Consider the following 18165-nt stretch of genomic DNA (forward strand, 5'->3'; position numbering starts at 1 on the left):
TAACAATGAAAGTAGAATTAGGAATTACAACATTTGGAGAAACAACAATAATAGAAGGTAAAGAACAACCTATATCACATGACCAAAGATTAAGAGATATGATTGAAGAAATGAAACTAGCTGATGAAGTAGGATTAGATGTTTATGCTATTGGTGAACACCATAGAAAAGATTTTGCAGTTTCAGCACCTGAAATTGTTTTAGCAGCAGGAGCAGCTGTAACTAAAAATATAAAATTATCAACAGCAGTTACAATTCTTTCATCAATTGATCCAATTAGAGTTTATCAACAATTTGCAACAATAGATGCAATATCAAACGGAAGAGCAGAAATTATGGTTGGAAGAGGTTCATTTATTGAATCATTTCCGCTATTTGGATATAAATTAGAAAATTATTCTGAGTTATTTACTGAAAAATTAGAAATGTTAAAACAAATTAATGACAATGAAATATTAAATTGAAAGGGAAAATTCACTCAATCAGTTGAAAATACGGGAATTTATCCTAGAGTTGCTAATAATAAAAAATTACCAATCTGAGTAGCAACAGGTGGAAATCCTGAATCAACAGTAAGCATTGCATCACAAGGATTACCAATTTCTTATGCAATAATTGGTGGGTCACCAAAATATTTTAAAGGTTTAATAGATGCTTATCGTTCAATTGGTAGACAATTTGGATTTACAGATAAACAATTACAAGTTTCATCACATTCATGAGGATTTTTAGGTGATGATGATCAAGAAACAATTGATAAATACTTCCACCCAACAAAACAATTAGTAGATCAAATTTCAAAAGAAAGATCACATTGACAACCATTATCAAAAGAACAATATTTAAACAGTGTATCAGATGATGGAGCTATTTTTGTAGGAGATGCTAAACGTGTTACAAAAAAAATAATTTCAACAATGGAATTATTAGGAATAGATAGATTTTATTTACACATTCCAGTTGGTTCAATGGAACACAAAGATGTAATGAGAGCTATTGAAATTTTTGGAAAAGAAGTAGCACCAAAAGTAAGAGAATATTTTAAAGATAAAGAAAAAAGAGAACCAGGAATGTAATTAAAGGAGTAGTTATGGAAATAGAATTAGGAATTAGTACATTTGGTGAAACAACCGTTATTGAAGGTCAAAAAGAAGCAATATCACATGACCAAAGAATTAGAGATATGATTGAAGAAGTTCAATTAGCAGATAAATTAGGAGTAGATGTTTATGCAATTGGTGAACACCACAGAAAAGATTTTGCAGTATCAGCACCTGAAATTGTTTTAGCAGCAGCCGCTTCAAGCACTAAAAATATTAAATTATCTTCTGCTGTTACTGTTATTTCTTCAATTGATCCAATCAGGGTTTATCAGCAATATGCAACAATAGATGCAATTTCAAACGGAAGAGCTGAAATTATGACAGGTAGAGGATCATTTACTGAGTCATTTCCACTTTTTGGATATAAGTTAGAAAATTATTCAGAATTATTTGATGAAAAATCAAAAATGTTAGATGCAATTAATGAAAATGAAATTCTAGATTGAGAAGGTAAATTCACTCAAACTGTAAAAAACACTGGAATTTATCCAAGAGTAGCAAATAATAAAAAATTACCAATTTGAGTAGCAACAGGAGGAACACCTGAATCAACTTATAAAATTGCTAAGCAAGGACATTTTATTAATTATGCAATAATATGAGGTAATTGAGAAAAATGAGCTGCATTAATTGAAAAATACCGTACAACAGCAAAAGAAGCAGGTCACAAACCAGAAGATATTAAAGTTGGTACTCACTCATGAGGATTTATTGCAGAAACTGATAAAGAAGCACAAGATAAATACTTTTATCCAACTAAGTTATTAGTAGATCAACTTGCAACAGAAAGACCAAAATGAAGACCATTAACCCATGAAGGTTATTTACATGGTTTAGGAGAAAAAAGACCATTTTTTGTTGGTAGTCCTGAAACAGTTGCAAAAAAAATTATTGACTTTATTGAAGATTTAAAAATTGATAGATTTTTATTACACTTACCAATTGGATCATTAAAACATGAAGATGTTATGAAAGCAATTGAATTATATGGAACTAAAGTAATTCCAATTGTAAAAAATCATTTTAAAAATAAATAAAATAAATTCTTTGTCAAAAAAATGGCAAAGAATTTATTTTTTAGCTTTGTTGTTATAAAATATATATAAAAATTATACTTAAGGACATTTATGCAAAATCAAGTTAAAAAAATCGGTATTTTCTTTTCTATTATGATGATGGTGGGATCAGTTGTTGGAATAGGAATATTTTTTAAAAATAATTCAGTTGCTGAAGCTACTAATCATAATGGTATAACCTGATTATTAGCTTGAATTATTGGAGGGATTATTTCAATATCTTCTGCTGTTTGTTTTGGTGAAATTGGTTCATTTAAGCATACAAAATTATCAGGAATAAGTAACTGAACTTACAAAATAGCAGGTAATAAATTAGGTTATTTTGTTAATAATTCTTATGCTTTATTTTATTATGGAATTTTAATTTCTGTTATTGGAATTTTTGGTTCAGAAATATTTTTTTATTTTCTATCACAAACTTTTAATTTAAATTTTATTTTAACATTTCCTCTTTGGATGCATATTTTAGTAGGTATATTTTTTAGTACATTCTTTTTATTTTTGAATTTCTTTTCGGTTTATATATCCGCATTTTTTCAAACAATAGTAACAATTATTAAATTTATTCCTTTATTATTTGCTTTAATAGTTGGTATAATTTTTCCATTTCAACACAATATAATGGGATTTAATGCTTTTTATAATTCATCATTTTCAATAAAAGCAGTTATTGTTATTTTACCTGCTATTTTATTTTCATATGATGCATTTTTAGTTTCAGGTTCAATAGGTAATAAAGTAAAAAATAGTGAAAAAAATCTTCCTAGGGTGATTATTGTAGGAATGTCAATTGTAACAATTTTATATACATTAATAGCAGTTTCATCAATATTGCATAATCAGGGTTCAATTAGTCAACTTATTTTAGATTCGCTAAAAATAAAAAAAGTACAGGCGGTTTTAAATATAATTTTATTTTTCTTAATTATTTCAACCTTTGGGGTAATTAATGGACTAACCAGTGCTTTTGTAAACGAAATCGAAAACATGGTTAGTGCTAAGTTAATATTTGGTTCAGATTATTTAACAAATAAATTAGGTTTTAAACAAACAACTTTATTAATTTCGGTAATTATAAAAATGATATGAGGAATTTTTATTCTTATTCCTTCTTTAATTTTAAATACTGACATTTTAATTGATGCTTATACTAATTTTGTTGTGGCTATATTTTTTATGATTTATATGATAATAATATTTTTATATGCAAAAAACCGTAAAACTATTCATGAAACCAAAAAGATAAATAGTTATTTATTTTATTTAATGGCCTCTGTTGCTGTTATCGGTATATTAGTGGCTGAAATTGGTTATTTTATTACAACCATAACATTTTTATTTAATTCTTCTCTTATAAATCCCGCTAAATGAGGTTTATTTTTAGCTTACAATCAGCATTTAATTAAACATTATTTACCATTTCTATTAAATATATTAATGATTTTCATTTTCATTTTCATACCTTATCTAAATTTTTATTTAGAAAAGAAAATTAACAAAAGAAATTTAATTTCTGAATTTGCAAACCTTATTAAATTAGATAATGAAAAATAAGGTACAAAAAAATCACAGTTGCCTGTGATAATTAGTTAATAAAGTCACTCAAATCGTTATTTTTTATCTTGAGATTTTTGAAATCTACGATTGAATTTTTCAACTTGTCCTGTAGCTTTAGCAGAAGTTCTGTTTCCAGTGTAAAAAGGATGGCAACCTGAACAAACATCGATTGATATTTTGTTAGCTGTTGTTCCAAATTCATGTTCTGTTCCGCATGATGAGCAAGCTATTTTCATTTGACTGTATTCTGGGTGGATACCTTGTTTCATATTAAAGTTACTCCTTTTTGACTTTGTATATTTTATTTTATCACATTTTTATTTTTTTTTAATTTTTTATTGCCTTAGATTTAAATATTTGATCTATTTTTTCGTATTGTGCTCAAAAACCACATTTATTTTTTCTAGCTAGTTGTTCTTTATCTAATAACTGATAATAATAATTTACATTTTTTGTGTAGTATATACTTTTGTAATTTAAAGAAATGTAATTTACTCTTGCTAATCCTTTTTTAATCATTTTTAAATTAATTGATTTTTTATTTAAATCAAATATTTGTGTCACTGTTCTTTTATAACGATCATATTTTTGAAATTTTCTATCCATATATATTAGATTTTTATTTGTTAAAATGATTTGTTTTAAAAAATTTTTTGCTTTTAGTGCTCAACTGTTTTCTATTCCGTGGGTTGATTTTCAAGTATTATTGAATCATCTTCTTGACTCTGGTGTATCAATTCCTTGTAATCTAATTAACTCATTTTTTGATGTTTTTAAAGTATCACCATCGATTACTTCTTTGATTGTTTCTTTTGTCAATGAATATAGATTTTTATTTTGAATATTTTTAGTATTGTTGTTTTGATAATAAAAACAACTTGTGACACTTAAACCTAAAAAAATGTATTGAAAAAAGATAAATAATCATTTTATTTGTTTTTTTGTTTTCATATTATTATAAGTAAAAAAATATAAAAAAACAAGCAATATTGCTTGTTAATTGTTGTGGATAATTAGTCAGTTGCCATCCGCAAGTCGATTGAATGTTTTATCAACAGTTAAAAGTTTGTATAATTCTCCACGTTTTTTTTCTAAAAGTTTGTCTTCTGATAAAACACCATTATTTTCAAGTGTTCATTTTTCTATAAAGCGATTTTTTACATATTGAAAAATGGTTTCAAAGCTTAATTCTTCTTTTTTGTTATCTGAAAACGCTTTTATTGAAACGGTTAACATTGTTTCATTATTCATAATTTACACCTCAATTTTATAGATTTGAATATCTCTATTTACCTGATCTTATTATTATATTATATTGTAGACATAAGAAAATAAAGGAAATTAGAAAATAATATAATAGATAATTAAAAATGATTTTGAGAAAATAGAAAGAAAAAAGAAATATATAAATTTTGTAAGGAAATAGTTGTTTTTTAAATTATTATTTATATTTAGTATGTAAATAGTTGATATTTGTAAAATAAGTAATATAATTTTGATTGTATAAATATATGATAATAATTTCACAATATAGTACCTTTGAGATCATTTTTATTCTTTAAGAAAAAAAGATCAAAAGAATTATAACATAAAAATTGTTAAATATGTTTATATACTAAAAAATATTTAAAAAATTCATAATAAAAAAAGAGAAGGTAAAAAAATGTCAGTTTTTAGTAAAAACTTTAACGGAATTCACGTTTACAGTGAAATTGGTGAATTAGAATCTGTACTAGTTCATGAACCAGGACGAGAAATCGACTACATCACTCCATCAAGATTAGATGAATTATTATTTTCAGCTATTCTAGAAAGTAATGATGCACGTAAAGAACACAAAAGTTTTGTTAAATCATTAGTAGATAGAGGAATTAACGTTGTTGAATTAACAGATTTAATTTCTGAAACATTTGATCTAGTTTCAAAAGAAACACAAGATGAATTAATAGAAGAATTCTTAGAAGAAGCAGTTCCTGTATTAACAGAAGAAAATAAAGCACTAGTAAGAAGCTTTTTAGCTACAAAAGCAACTAGAGAAAAAATCGAATACATGATGAGTGGAATTACAAAATATGATTTAGGAATTGAAGAAGGTCCAGAATTAGTTATCGATCCAATGCCTAACTTATACTTTACACGTGACCCATTTGCATCAGTTGGAAATGGTGTTACAATCCACTACATGCGTTATGTAGTAAGACAAAGAGAAACATTATTCTCACGTTTTGTATTTAAAAATCACCCTAAATTAGTAAATACACCACGTTACTACGACCCATCACAAAAATTATCAATCGAAGGTGGAGACGTATTCGTTTATACTAACGAAACATTAGTTGTTGGGGTTTCTGAAAGAACAGACTTAGAAACAGTAACATTACTAGCTAAAAATATTTCACAAAATAAAGAAGTTGAATTCAAACGTATCGTTGCAGTTAACGTTCCAAAATGAACAAACTTAATGCACTTAGATACATGATTAACAATGTTAGATAAAAATAAATTCTTATACTCACCTATTCTATTAGATGTGTTAAAATTCTGAGATTACGATTTAACAGAAGAAAATCCACAACCTAAAGAAAACGGATTACCATTAGAAGAATTATTAGAATCAATCATTCACGAAAAACCTATTTTAATACCAATAGCAGGTGAAGGTGCTTCAAGAATGGATGTTGAACGTGAAACACACTTCGATGGAACAAACTACTTAGCAGTAGCCCCAGGAGTTGTAGTTGGATATTCACGTAACTTCAAAACAAATGCAGCGCTAGAAAAAGCTGGAATTACAGTTATTCCATTCCATGGACACCAATTATCACTAGGAATGGGAAATGCACGTTGCATGTCAATGCCATTATCTCGTAAAGATCTTAAATAATAATTATTTACAAGGAATTTAACAAATTATATATTGTTATACATTATAATCTAATTAAGTCTTTTTATATTCTAATGTATAGAAGACCTAATTCTCAAATTTTTTGAAAGGAAAAATATGTCTGACGAACAATTAGTTATGACTAACGATAAAAAGAAAAAAATTAGTTTCTTTTCAGCTATCTTAATTGTTATCGGTGGATCAGTTGGGGCAGGAATATTCCTACGTTCAGATAAAGTTCTTAGAGAATCTGGTGGAAATATTTTCTGATCAATTTTTGCTTGAACATTAGCTGCTTTTGCAGTTGTTACAATGGCTATAGCATTAGTTGAAGTTGCTTCAGGTCGTAACGATAACCTTGGTATGATCGGATGAAATAAAGCCTTTAATGGTGTTTATGTATATAAAGGATGTAAATGATTTATGACATTCTTATATCTACCATTTACTTTCTACTTTATGCCTTTATATGTTATTATTCAAATGCAAGATGCTGCATCAGGATTCGTTGCTGGTGGTGGTGAATTAATAAACAAAGCATTTGGAGAAAATGATTGAATTATCATGATGGTTCTATCACTTGGAATCTCAGCTTGATTCTTCTTTACAGCAGGATTAAGTTCATGATTAGGTAACATTCAAAACTGAATAGTTACATCTTTAAAATTTATACCTTTAATCGTTGTTACTGTTATTGGTTTAGTATTTGCAGGAGGAGCTTTAAGTCAACCAGTTGATAAAACTTCAACTACAACTGTTGGACAAAGTTTAATGCAAATTACATGATGAGATGCTAAAGCTTCATCATTAAAAGGATTATCACCAATATTTGGTCTATTTACATCAATGGCAGGAATTTTCTTTGCTTACGATGGATTCTACGTTACAGCTGGTATTCAATCAGAAATGGCTGAACCTAAAAAAACTCCTTTAGCACTAGTTTTAGGATTGTCATCAGTTACAGCTATATACTTAATATTAGCTATTTCAATGACAATAGGAGCTGCAGAAGGTGGATTCTACGGATTTGCAGATCCATTATCAAAAATTAACTCAGGATGACTATTTGGAATAATTAACATGTTTATTTCAATAGGAATTCTAGGAATCATTAACGGATTCGTTATGTGATGTACAAGATTCGTTGAAGATTTAGTAAAAGAAGGGGAACTATGAGTTCCACACAGAATTTACAAAAAAATGTTAGTTTCTAAAACTCCATTAGTAGGAACAATTTATTCAATTATTATTTCTATACCAGTAGTATTTGCATTTAACGTTGTAGGTTCATTAGCTTACTTCCCAGATGATTATGATGGTTTAGGATACGGTGGAAAACACTTTAGTTCTAACTTAGGATTTGCTGACTTAATGGCTAACTGATTAGCTGTTATAGCATTCGCATTCATCGCTTTATCAATTTTCGGAGCTCTTAAAAACCGTAAAGGTAGATGAATTGAAGTTGAAGAAGGAAAACACACAGTATGAGCTGGATGAACAGCTGTTACTCTTGTATTCTCAGCTCTATTCGTTTATGGATTAAACTCATACGTTGCTTTAGGATTATTATCATCAAATGGTGGAATGTATGTAGAAGGAACAAAAACATTATCAAACGAATTTATTGGTCAATTAGTAACAAGTATTTTACTACCAGTATTTGCACTATTTATGTTTGGAATGGTTCCATTAGAAAAATTCATCATTAACAAGAAAAAAGCTCTATATGAAAGAAAATTAAGTGAAAATCTATCAGAAGAAGATAGAAAACTATACTTAGAATTACAAGAATTTAACAACTTAAGAATTTCAACATTTGAAGTTGCTCGTTAATTTTTACTAAAATACCCGAAAGGGTATTTTTTCTTGCTTTCATTTTAAAAATGTTGTAAAATATAAGTATATTTATAGGTTATAACCTATGAGTATACTAAATTAAATTTAAAATCAATTTTTAAGGAGAAAAATGCCTATTAATTTAAAAGGTAGAAGTTTAGACTCAGCTTTAAATTTCACAACAGAAGAAGTGAGATACGTTTTAGAATTATCTAAAAACTTAAAAAAATCTAAAGAACAAGGATTACACACAAATAATCGTCCATTAGTTGGAAAAAATATTGCTATAATGTTCCAAAAAGACTCAACAAGAACACGTTGTGCTTTTGAAGTAGCAGCATTTGATTTAGGTGCAGGTTGCACATACATAGGGCCTGCAGGAAGTAACTTTGGTAAAAAAGAATCAATCGAAGATACTGCTAAAGTTTTAGGAAGATTTTACGATGGAATTGAATTCCGTGGATTCAAACAAAGTGATGTTGATGCACTTGTTAAATACTCAGGAGTTCCAGTATGAAATGGACTAACAGATGCTGAACACCCAACACAAATGTTCGCAGACTACATGACAATGGAAGAACATGTAGGAAACATGAAAGGTAAAAAAGTTGTTTTTGCAGGAGATATCAAAAACAACGTTGCACGTTCAATTATGATTGGTGGAGCATTTGTTGGAGCACATGTTGTATTATGTGGACCAGAAGAAATGTTTGACTTAATTCAAAATGGTGAAGGATTCAAAGAAGTATTTGATAAAACACAAGAATTATTTAAACGCAATGGTGGATCAGTTACATTCAGTTCAAATAAATTAGAAGCTGCTAAAGATGCTGACGTTATCTATACAGACGTTTGAGTATCATTAGGAGAACCATTTGAAATTTTTGGACAACGTATTGCTCAATTAAGAGATTTCCAAGTTGATATGGCTATGATTAAAGCTGCTAAAGAAAACGTTGTATTTTTACACTGTTTACCAGCATTCCACGATGATCATACTTTATTCTCAAGTCAAATTAAAGAAGAATTTGGAGCTAAATACCCAGAAGTTGCTACAGGAGCTATGGAAGTAACTGATGAAGTATTCCAATCAAAACACAACAAAGCATTTGATCAAGCCGAAAACCGTATGCACACAATTAAAGCTATTATTCTAGCAACAATAGGATACTAATATGTCAAGAATAGTTATTGCTTTAGGTGGAAATGCTTTAGGTAACACACCTAACGAACAAAAAGATTTAGTTAAATTACCAGCTAAAAAAATTGCTGAATTAGTTAAAGCAGGACACGAAGTCATTATCGGTCACGGAAATGGACCACAAGTAGGAATGATTTTTAATGGATTTGTTAGCGCTCATTCAGTAAATGAAAAATCACCTTTAGTTCCATTACCAGAATCAGGAGCTATGAGTCAAGGATACATTGGATACCACATGATTAGTGCTATTACAAATGCTTTCTTAGACGAAGGTTTAACAAATCAAGAAGCTTTATACATTTTAACTCAAACATTAGTTGATAAAAATGACCCAGCTTTCAAAAACCCTACAAAACCAATAGGACCATTTTACAAAACTCGTGAAGATGCAGAAAAATCTAACCCTAATTCAGTTATAGTTGAAGATGCGGGAAGAGGATTTAGAAAAGTAGTTGCTAGTCCTTTACCAATCAACTTTGTTGGAATTAACCAAATTAAAAATGCTATTTCAGCTGGTGCTACCGTTGTAGTTGGTGGTGGAGGTGGAATACCTACAATCGCTGACGAAAATGGTTACATCGACGGTACAGATGGTGTTATTGATAAAGACTTTGCATTAGCAAAATTAGCAAGTTTAATCCAAGCAGATTACTTTGTTGTTTTAACTGCTATTGATAATGTAATGGTAAATTACAACAAACCAGATCAAAAAGCTCTTAAAAATGTTACTGTTTCAGAATTAGAACAATATATCGAAGAAAAACAATTTGCACCAGGAAGTATGTTACCAAAAGTACAAGCTGCAATTAAATTCGTAAATGAAGGTGGAAAAGCAGCGTTTATCGGTGATCTAAAAGATCTTGAAGATATTATTAACGAAAAAACAGGAACAAAAATTACAAAATAATAATTAAAAAATTCCCTATCAGTAGGGAATTTTTATTAACTTTTTAGGCTTTGTAATCAATACCTAATGCTTTTAGCATTGGAACTAAGAAAAAGTTAAATGGTTTGTTAAAATGCGGTAAGAAATAAACGTCTGTTAATGCTATTTCTGGTAGAGTAAGATTTTTTTGTAAAGCTAAAGCAAACATATAAATAACTTCTGTGTGAATTGCTTTTCCTCAACTACCAATTTGTACTCCAATTAATTGTAAAGTTTTTGGATTATAAACAATTTTACATGCAACTTTTTCAAAATCATTCATAAATTCTGGTCTGTCATTATCTTCTCAGTAAACTTCAGCAACTTCTTCACTACTAAATCCAGATTTTAAAGCCATTTGTTTTGTTAACCCAGTTGATGCATAGTGACAGTTAAATACATTAATAGCGTTTGTACCTACAACTCCTGGGAATCCAACGTTTACATTAGCTAAATTTAATGCAGCGATTAAACCACTTTTTACTGCGTTAGTTGCTAATGCAGTATGAGTTGGTTTATTTGTTACTTTATTTAATAAAGCACATGAATCACCAATTGCATAAATATCTTTATCTGTTACACTTCTATTGAATTCATCAACAACAATAGCACCATTTGGTACCTTTTCTACATCATTTAGTGCAATTGTATTTGGTTTAAATCCAATTGATAAAATAACTAAATCAGCATCATATTCACCTTTATTAGTTACAACAGTTGAAACATTAATTCCGTCTTTACTTTTAAATTCTTTAACAGATTCACCTAAATGTAAATTAACACCATCTTTTACCATGTTTTGTTCCATGATATCAGTAAACTCTTTGTCAAAGTAATTTGGTGCTACTCTTTCTTGTAAGTCTATTAAAGTAACTTTTTTTCCTTTTTGAACAAATGCTTCAACTAATTCAACTCCAATGTATCCAGCACCAACAACTACTACATTTTGGATTTTATCGTCATTTGCTCTTTGTACTATTTCTTGAGCATGTTGGAATAATTTTGATAAAACAATATTTTTATATTCTCTTCCAGGGAAATTAGGTTCAATAGGTCAAGTTCCTCCTGCGAACACTAATTTATCATATGTATCTTTAAATTCGCGATTTGTTTTTAAATATTTAACAATTAGTTGTTTTTTCTCTCTATCTATTTTAATAACTTCGTGATTTGTTTTTAAATTAACACCATATTCATTTTTTAAAATGTCGGGGTTTGAATAAAATAAACCTTTTGGATCTTCAAACATTCCACTTACTCAAACTGCAATTCCACATCCTAGAAATGAAACATTATCATTTCTATCATATGCAGTTATTTCAGCGTTTGGATTGACAGTTTTTAAAGTTCTTAAAAAACTTGTCCCAGCATGGTTTGCACCGATTAAAACAATTTTCATATTTTTCTTCCTTTTTTTATTTTTTTACATAATAATTATAAGGTTTTTTGATTAATTTATTTTTTACTTAAAAGAAAATCAAGCTAATTTTAGTGATTTTTTGGTCCTTATTTATAAAAAAAATGTGCTTTTTCACATGTCATAAAAATATTATGTTTTTTTAGATAACAAAAGGTTATTTTTTTTTGTTATTATATTTTTTTATATTTTTTGTTTAGTGTTTTTTTATATTTTGTGTTAAATTTTTAAATGTATTAATATTTATTAATACTTTCTATATTACATTACAATATTACATATTTAGAGGAACAATGAAAAAAAATAAAAAATTACTATTTTCAGTAGCTACTTTAGGATTGGTAGCCGCATTAGCATCAATACCAGTTGTTGCTGCTTCATGTGCAAAAAACGAAACAAAATCTTTATTAGTTAAAGCAAATGGTTATTCAGACCAAATGACAAAACTTGATTTAGGAACTGCAACTCTAGCTGGAGGATGAGGTGATACAAGATCACTAATTAAAAATGGAGATAACCTAGTAGTTGTTGGTGCAACTGAAGTTATTGCAAACGATGGTGTGCAAGTAAGACCAGATTTAAAAAGAGGTGATGTTGAAGCTATTCAAGCAATTTTAAAAGATGCAATTAAAGATAGAAATGCAGAACAATTACAAATTAAAGGTACAAATGGTAAAAATAAATTTGTATTTGCAGTTTACAATCACAACGATTATTCAACAATCGCTGAAGATGCAAAAATCGCAGTAGATACTGAAGGAACAAAAGTTAATGCTTACCAAACTCCATTAGTTGATGGATCTGATTATTTTGAAAAAACAGATAATGGATATGTTCAAAAAGCAAATTCAGAAACATTCAAAATGCAATTCATCCCTTCAAATGACCCAGCTGAAGTTAGAATTGCTTCACAAGCGTTAGAAAATTACTTAAAAGCAAAAGGTTACAACGTACAAATTACTACAGCAACTGAATATAATACTGCAGCCAATGCTTTAAGATCAAAAACAATTGATTTAGCATTTTTACCAGCAGGTTCATGAGCACAACAAGGAAAAGGAACCAACTTTATTTTGGTAGCAGGAAGAGGAGTGCAAATCGTTGATCCTTACTTATCAATCGAAAATACAACCACACCTGCAATTAATGATGAAAAAATATTAATCGATGCAATGAATGGATATAAAACATTTAACGTTGCAGCAGGAGAAAAAAATGTATTATACGTTCCTGCAGATGCTGAAAAAGCTCCAAAAGCTGTTGATGCAACAAACGGTTATTCAGCAACATTAAAAGGTGTAGTTGATGGACTAATTGAAGCTGGAAAAGGTTCATTACCAGTAGTTGGATTCTACCGTTCATACATTATGGCTAAAAAAGATTCACCAATAGCTAAAAAAATTCAAGAAGCATTAAATCAACAAGGTAAAAATTGAAAATTACCATGAAGCGAAGTAAAAGATTTAATTTCATTTGCATACACTTCAACAACATCTTCTGCATCATACATTTTCCCAGAAGCATGATTCAAAAAACACTTTGAAGGATTTAAATCATTTAAAGATTAGGAAGTTAAAATGCAATATTTCAAAAATAAAAAAAATAGTTTAGAAACTACTGAAATTATTGCAACAAATGACTGAAATATAGATTGACGTGATGTTAATAAAACTTATCCCAACGGTAAGAAAGGTTTAACTGACGTCAATCTTTCTATAAAACAAGGAGAATTTGTTGCAATTATCGGTCTTTCTGGTGCAGGAAAAACTACATTATTAAAAACAGTCAATAAAATAAATGAAATTACAACTGGAACACTACAAGTTGGTCCATATAATGTAAATGATTTAAAAGGTAAAGCTTTAAGACAATATAGAACTAAAGTGGGAATTGTTTTCCAAGGATATAACTTAATTGATAATATCAGTGTTTTACAAAATGTTTTAGCAGCTAGATTACCACAAATGAATTCATTTAGATCATTTATTGGTTGATACAAAAAAGAAGATATTAATTTTGCATATCAATGTTTAGCTAAAGTTAATATTTTAGAAAATGCTTATGATAGAGCAAAAGACTTAAGTGGTGGACAAATGCAACGTGTTGCGTTAGCAAGAACACTGGCTCAAAAACCAAAAATTATTTTAGCAGATGAACCTGTTGGGGCATTAGATCCAATTATGGCTAAGTCTGTTATGGATGGTTTTTTACTGGTAAATAAAATGGATAAAATAACTGTTGTTGCAAACTTACACCATGTTGATTTAGCATTGCAGTATGCTGATAGAATTATTGGTATTAAAAAAGGTATGGTTGTTTTTGATGACAGCTGAGATAAAGTTAATTTAGAAGTATTAAAAAATATTTATGGTGAACAATTAGAACAATTTGATAGTCAACAATTTGAAGAAACAAAAAGAAAAAGACAAATAATTCAAGAAGAAATCCAAACAAAAATTAAGGAATTTAAATAATGCAAAAACAATTATTTGAATTTAAAAACTTATGTTTTAAATTAAAAAGAGCTAAAAAATCAATAGTTAATTATTTTAGTCCTAAATTTATTGATATAAATGGGCAAAAAGTTGTTAAAAAATTTCCATTTTTATTTGTAGGAACTTTAATAATTAGTATTATTGTAATAATATTACTTTTTAATAAAGTTAAACCTGATTTTCAAAATTCAAAAACTTTTGGAGCTTTAATAGCAAATTTCTTTAATTTTAGTAATGCTGAAATAGGAAGTAAAACAGATATAACTGTTTCAGATACTGTTGTAGAAAGTTTTAGATTACTATGACAAACTATTTCTTATTCTATTTTAGGAACAATTTTGGGTATTTTTATAAGTGTTCCTATTGCTTTATTGAGTTCTAAAAACTTTATTAAAACACCGTGAATATACTTACCAATGCGTGCATTTATGAGTATTTTAAGAACAATACCTCCAGTTGTGTATGCTTACATAATTTATTTCATTTTATCACCTTCACTTGTTGCAAGTATTTCTATTTCAATATTTGTAGCTTCATTAATGGCAAAATGACTTTATGAAGATTTAGATACTTATGACGTAAGTAGTTACTATGGTCTTCAATCAATTGGTAATAAAAAATGAATAGCTTTTAAAAAATCTATTCTTCCATACTTAATAAAAAGAATTGTAAGCTATGGATTTTATAGTTTTGAAATGGTTGTTCGTTTTGCTGCAATTTTAAGTATTATTGGAATTGCAACAATTGGACAATTGATGGCAGATGAATATGCTGTGCCAAACCATTTTGGTCATTTATCAATTGCAATTTGAATACTTATTGGATTTATGATTTTCTTAGAAATTTTTACATTTTTAGTTAAAAAATGAATTCTTGATTACTCTGCAAAACATCCAAAAATTGATGAAACTGCAGATTTTGAAACAAAATTACAACAATTAAAAGCTCAAAAACCAAAAAATATTTACGTTAAAATTTCTGTTTCAATTCTTATATTTGTTTTATTTATTGCTTCATTATTTTCAATTGAATTTAAAACAGCAGGAGCTGGTGGACTAGCTTATTTCAATCAAGGTGTAAAAGAATTATTTAATCCAAATTGATCATTATTTACATGAGATAGTGGTGATAATCCAATTATTTTAGGAATGGAAGCTTTAGCTATTTCAGTTTTAGCCAGTGTAATAGGTCTATTTCTAAGTTTAATTTTAGGAATATTAGCTTCAAGAAAAGTTACTGGATTATTTATTTCTTTATTTTTTAAATTCCTAATAATTGCAATTAGAGCAATTCCTCCATTTACATATGCGCTTATTTTCTTGCTTTGACAAAAAGATTCAATTATTTGAGCAGGAACTCTAGCATTGGGAATTCATAGTATCGGAATGCTTGGTAAATTAATTACTGAAAGTGTAGATAAAATAGATGATAAAATTTTCCAATCGCTTGATAGTGTTGGTGCTTCAATGTGAACAAAAATAAGAGTTGGAATTTTAAAAGAAATATTACCTCAAACATTATCTAATTTCTTATACAGAATTGAAATTAACTTTAAATCTACAGTTGTTATAGGTGCTGTGGGAGCATGTAATTATGGTTATCAAATTATCGTTTATTCAGCTGATATTCGTTATTGAAGTTCTTTAAGTTCATATCTAATATTTACAATAGTTTTATTATTAATAATTGAGCAAATTTCTAATATTTTAAGAAAAAAATTAATTAATGGTTACTTCTTAGAAGAAAATGTTCGTATAAAAAAATATTTAAGAATTAAAACTTTACTTAAATCACTTGCAATTGCAACTGCAAATAAAATGCCATTTATTTATGATTTAAGAAGTGCAAAATTTGAAATCGCAAAATTTAATGGTGAAAATATTAATAAATATTTCTTAAATCAAAAATCATACAATGAAACTACAAAATCACAATTATTGGAATATTCACAACAAAAACAAGATGTCCATAAACAATACAAAGAAATTTATAGAACATTAAAAAATATTCAAAAAAATGCTTTTATGAATAATTGAAAAGAAAATCCACGTAAGGTAAATAATTTTAAAATATTTAAAAAATTAAAATATGCATTAAGAGCTTATGATAAATCAACTTCAAAATTCTTTGAAAGCAAAGCACAGAAAGTTTAAAATATGTTAGAAAAACAATTAAAAGAATTTTGAAATTACATCTTAGATGCTGAATATATCACCCTATTTACTCATATTGAACCAGATGGTGATACATTAGGAAGTGCTGTTGCATTAAAAGAATTAATTTTACTAAATTCTCCAAAAATTAAAGAAGTTCAAATTTCAGGAAAAGATTATCCGCGTAATTTGATGTTTTTAGTTGATTTTGAACCTCACTTAGTTTCAGATGAATTTTTTAAAAATAGTTTAAAAGTCGTTGTTGATACATCAACTAAATCAAGAATATATGATAAAAGAGTAATAACAACTGAAGCTATTAAAATTGATCACCACCCACACGAAAATGAGTGATTATTTGAAATAGGTGGTGATAATTGGCCTGCAACTGGACAATTGGTTGCAATGTTAATTAAGTATTTAAATTTAAAAACTAATGATTTAGCATTAGAAGCCACTGCTTCTGCTATATTAACTGATACTGAATTTTTTAAAGAAAGAAATATTTCTCAACAAACTTTTGAGGCAATGCAAATTCTTTTTGAAAGAAATTTAAATTACGGTACTTTATTACAAAAAATGCAATTGAACGAACAAGAAACAGAGTTTATTTTTGAAACGTGTAAAACTAAATATATTTCAAAAAATGTTTCATGAATTGTTTCTGACGAAATTGTTACAAATGATTTAGCAAGACCACTAGTTGCTAAATTTGTAGAAATAGCAACAACTGAAATTGCAATTGCATTTTTAAAAAGAACTCAAGGTGATTATCGCGTTGAAATAAGATCAAAAGGAAATTTTGATGTTTCAAAAATAGCAATACATTTCGGTGGCGGTGGACACCATAACTCAAGTGGTTTCATTATTGAAAATAATAAACAAATAACAGAGGTTATTTCATACATAAATAATTTATAAAAAAATCAAGCACGCTTGATTTTTTTACTCTTTTTCGATTATATTAATATCAAAATCTTTTTCAAGTTTTATTAATTCCACTCCCATAGTTTTTAAAATATATAAACTACTTTCTCATTCTTCTGAATCGTTTCTGTATTCATTCGCATAGACAACTCTTTTAATTTTTGATTGAACAATTAATTTAGCACAATTAAAGCATGGTGAGTGAGTTATATAAATAGTTGAATTAGGTTTGATATTACTATTTGTTAAATTGGCATTTATAATTGCATTAGCTTCTGCATGCACAACATAAGTGTATTTAGAATTTTTAATATCATCCTTAGTTTTAGGCCTATCTCAGCTAAAAATTTTATCGTTATCAATATTTTTTGTTTCAAACATTTCAGAAACAGCTTTTGGCATTCCATTGTATCCTACACTAATGACGTGATTTGAGTCACTTACTATGCAAGCCCCTACTTTTGTAGTTGGATCTTTTGAGCGCATTGCAGAAAGTTTTGCAAGTGACATGAAATAATAATCTCATTTTAAACTGCCATTTTCAGTTAAAAATATTTTTTTCATTTCTTAATTTTACCACAAGATAATAAA

Annotated in this window: 16 protein-coding genes; 11 read left to right on the plus strand and 5 right to left on the minus strand. The window is 27.9% G+C overall.

The features are described from left to right. Positions 1-5: 5 nt before the first annotated feature. The 3 genes from KQ877_RS04275 to KQ877_RS03105 all read left to right on the plus strand — a co-directional run bounded on the left by KQ877_RS04275 (position 6) and on the right by KQ877_RS03105 (position 3733). The gene (locus tag KQ877_RS04275; RefSeq protein ID WP_216489155.1) at positions 6-1076 is read left to right on the plus strand and encodes an LLM class flavin-dependent oxidoreductase; all 1071 of its coding nucleotides are present in this window, start codon (positions 6-8) and stop codon (positions 1074-1076) included. A gap of 14 nt (positions 1077-1090) precedes the next feature. Further along, on the plus strand, positions 1091-2140 hold the full coding sequence (locus KQ877_RS04280) for an LLM class flavin-dependent oxidoreductase (protein WP_216489153.1): 1050 nt from the start codon (positions 1091-1093) through the stop codon (positions 2138-2140). A gap of 90 nt (positions 2141-2230) precedes the next feature. After that, positions 2231-3733, plus strand: coding sequence for an APC family permease (locus tag KQ877_RS03105; RefSeq protein WP_216536021.1), 1503 nt, complete (start codon positions 2231-2233; stop codon positions 3731-3733). A gap of 56 nt (positions 3734-3789) precedes the next feature. Here the strand turns inward: KQ877_RS03105 and rpmE are convergent, their stop codons facing one another. The 3 genes from rpmE to rpoE are packed head-to-tail and all read right to left on the minus strand — an operon-like array spanning position 3790 to position 4987. After that, positions 3790-4005, minus strand: coding sequence for a 50S ribosomal protein L31 (gene rpmE, locus KQ877_RS03110; RefSeq protein ID WP_216489149.1), 216 nt, complete (start codon positions 4003-4005; stop codon positions 3790-3792). Positions 4006-4063: 58 nt separating this feature from the next. Then, on the minus strand, positions 4064-4687 hold the full coding sequence (locus tag KQ877_RS03115; RefSeq protein ID WP_216489147.1) for a thermonuclease family protein: 624 nt from the start codon (positions 4685-4687) through the stop codon (positions 4064-4066). Between the two features lie 45 nt (positions 4688-4732). Then, a complete protein-coding gene (gene rpoE, locus KQ877_RS03120; RefSeq protein ID WP_216489145.1) occupies positions 4733-4987 on the minus strand; it encodes a DNA-directed RNA polymerase subunit delta in 255 nt (84 codons plus the stop codon). Positions 4988-5399: 412 nt separating this feature from the next. Here rpoE and KQ877_RS03125 point away from each other — a divergent pair, with 412 nt between their 5' ends. From KQ877_RS03125 to arcC, 4 genes are all read left to right on the plus strand, one after another. Then, positions 5400-6620: an arginine deiminase family protein gene (locus KQ877_RS03125; RefSeq protein WP_216489143.1), complete on the plus strand. Its 1221-nt coding sequence runs from the start codon at positions 5400-5402 to the stop codon at positions 6618-6620. A 117-nt stretch (positions 6621-6737) separates the two neighbouring features. Then, positions 6738-8453: an APC family permease gene (locus KQ877_RS04285; RefSeq protein ID WP_216536022.1), complete on the plus strand. Its 1716-nt coding sequence runs from the start codon at positions 6738-6740 to the stop codon at positions 8451-8453. Positions 8454-8586: 133 nt separating this feature from the next. Continuing rightward, the gene (gene argF / locus KQ877_RS03135; RefSeq protein WP_216489140.1) at positions 8587-9630 is read left to right on the plus strand and encodes an ornithine carbamoyltransferase; all 1044 of its coding nucleotides are present in this window, start codon (positions 8587-8589) and stop codon (positions 9628-9630) included. Position 9631: 1 nt separating this feature from the next. After that, on the plus strand, positions 9632-10564 hold the full coding sequence (arcC, locus tag KQ877_RS03140) for a carbamate kinase (RefSeq protein WP_216489139.1): 933 nt from the start codon (positions 9632-9634) through the stop codon (positions 10562-10564). 43 nt (positions 10565-10607) lie between these two features. On the opposite strand, the gene KQ877_RS03145 is transcribed toward arcC, so the two are convergent. Further along, a complete protein-coding gene (locus tag KQ877_RS03145; RefSeq protein WP_216536023.1) occupies positions 10608-11981 on the minus strand; it encodes an FAD-dependent oxidoreductase in 1374 nt (457 codons plus the stop codon). Between the two features lie 311 nt (positions 11982-12292). Here KQ877_RS03145 and KQ877_RS03150 point away from each other — a divergent pair, with 311 nt between their 5' ends. The 4 genes from KQ877_RS03150 to KQ877_RS04290 are packed head-to-tail and all read left to right on the plus strand — an operon-like array spanning position 12293 to position 17568. After that, entirely contained in the window at positions 12293-13567 is a 1275-nt protein-coding gene (locus tag KQ877_RS03150) for a PhnD/SsuA/transferrin family substrate-binding protein (RefSeq protein ID WP_216489137.1), read from the plus strand. A gap of 9 nt (positions 13568-13576) precedes the next feature. Further along, on the plus strand, positions 13577-14473 hold the full coding sequence (gene phnC / locus KQ877_RS03155) for a phosphonate ABC transporter ATP-binding protein (protein ID WP_216489136.1): 897 nt from the start codon (positions 13577-13579) through the stop codon (positions 14471-14473). Continuing rightward, complete coding sequence (locus KQ877_RS03160; RefSeq protein ID WP_216536024.1) at positions 14473-16647, plus strand: PhnE/PtxC family ABC transporter permease; 2175 nt, start codon at positions 14473-14475, stop codon at positions 16645-16647. Before phnC ends, KQ877_RS03160 begins: the two co-directional genes overlap by 1 nt. A gap of 3 nt (positions 16648-16650) precedes the next feature. Then, a complete protein-coding gene (locus tag KQ877_RS04290; protein ID WP_216536025.1) occupies positions 16651-17568 on the plus strand; it encodes a DHH family phosphoesterase in 918 nt (305 codons plus the stop codon). A 24-nt stretch (positions 17569-17592) separates the two neighbouring features. Here the strand turns inward: KQ877_RS04290 and KQ877_RS03170 are convergent, their stop codons facing one another. After that, the gene (locus KQ877_RS03170) at positions 17593-18138 is read right to left on the minus strand and encodes a deoxycytidylate deaminase (RefSeq protein ID WP_308699336.1); all 546 of its coding nucleotides are present in this window, start codon (positions 18136-18138) and stop codon (positions 17593-17595) included. Between the last annotated feature and the right edge of the window lie 27 nt (positions 18139-18165).

It is taken from the genome of Mycoplasma zalophi, assembly GCF_018914005.1.
Classification (GTDB): Bacteria; Bacillota_I; Bacilli_A; order Mycoplasmatales; family Metamycoplasmataceae; genus Metamycoplasma; species Metamycoplasma zalophi_A.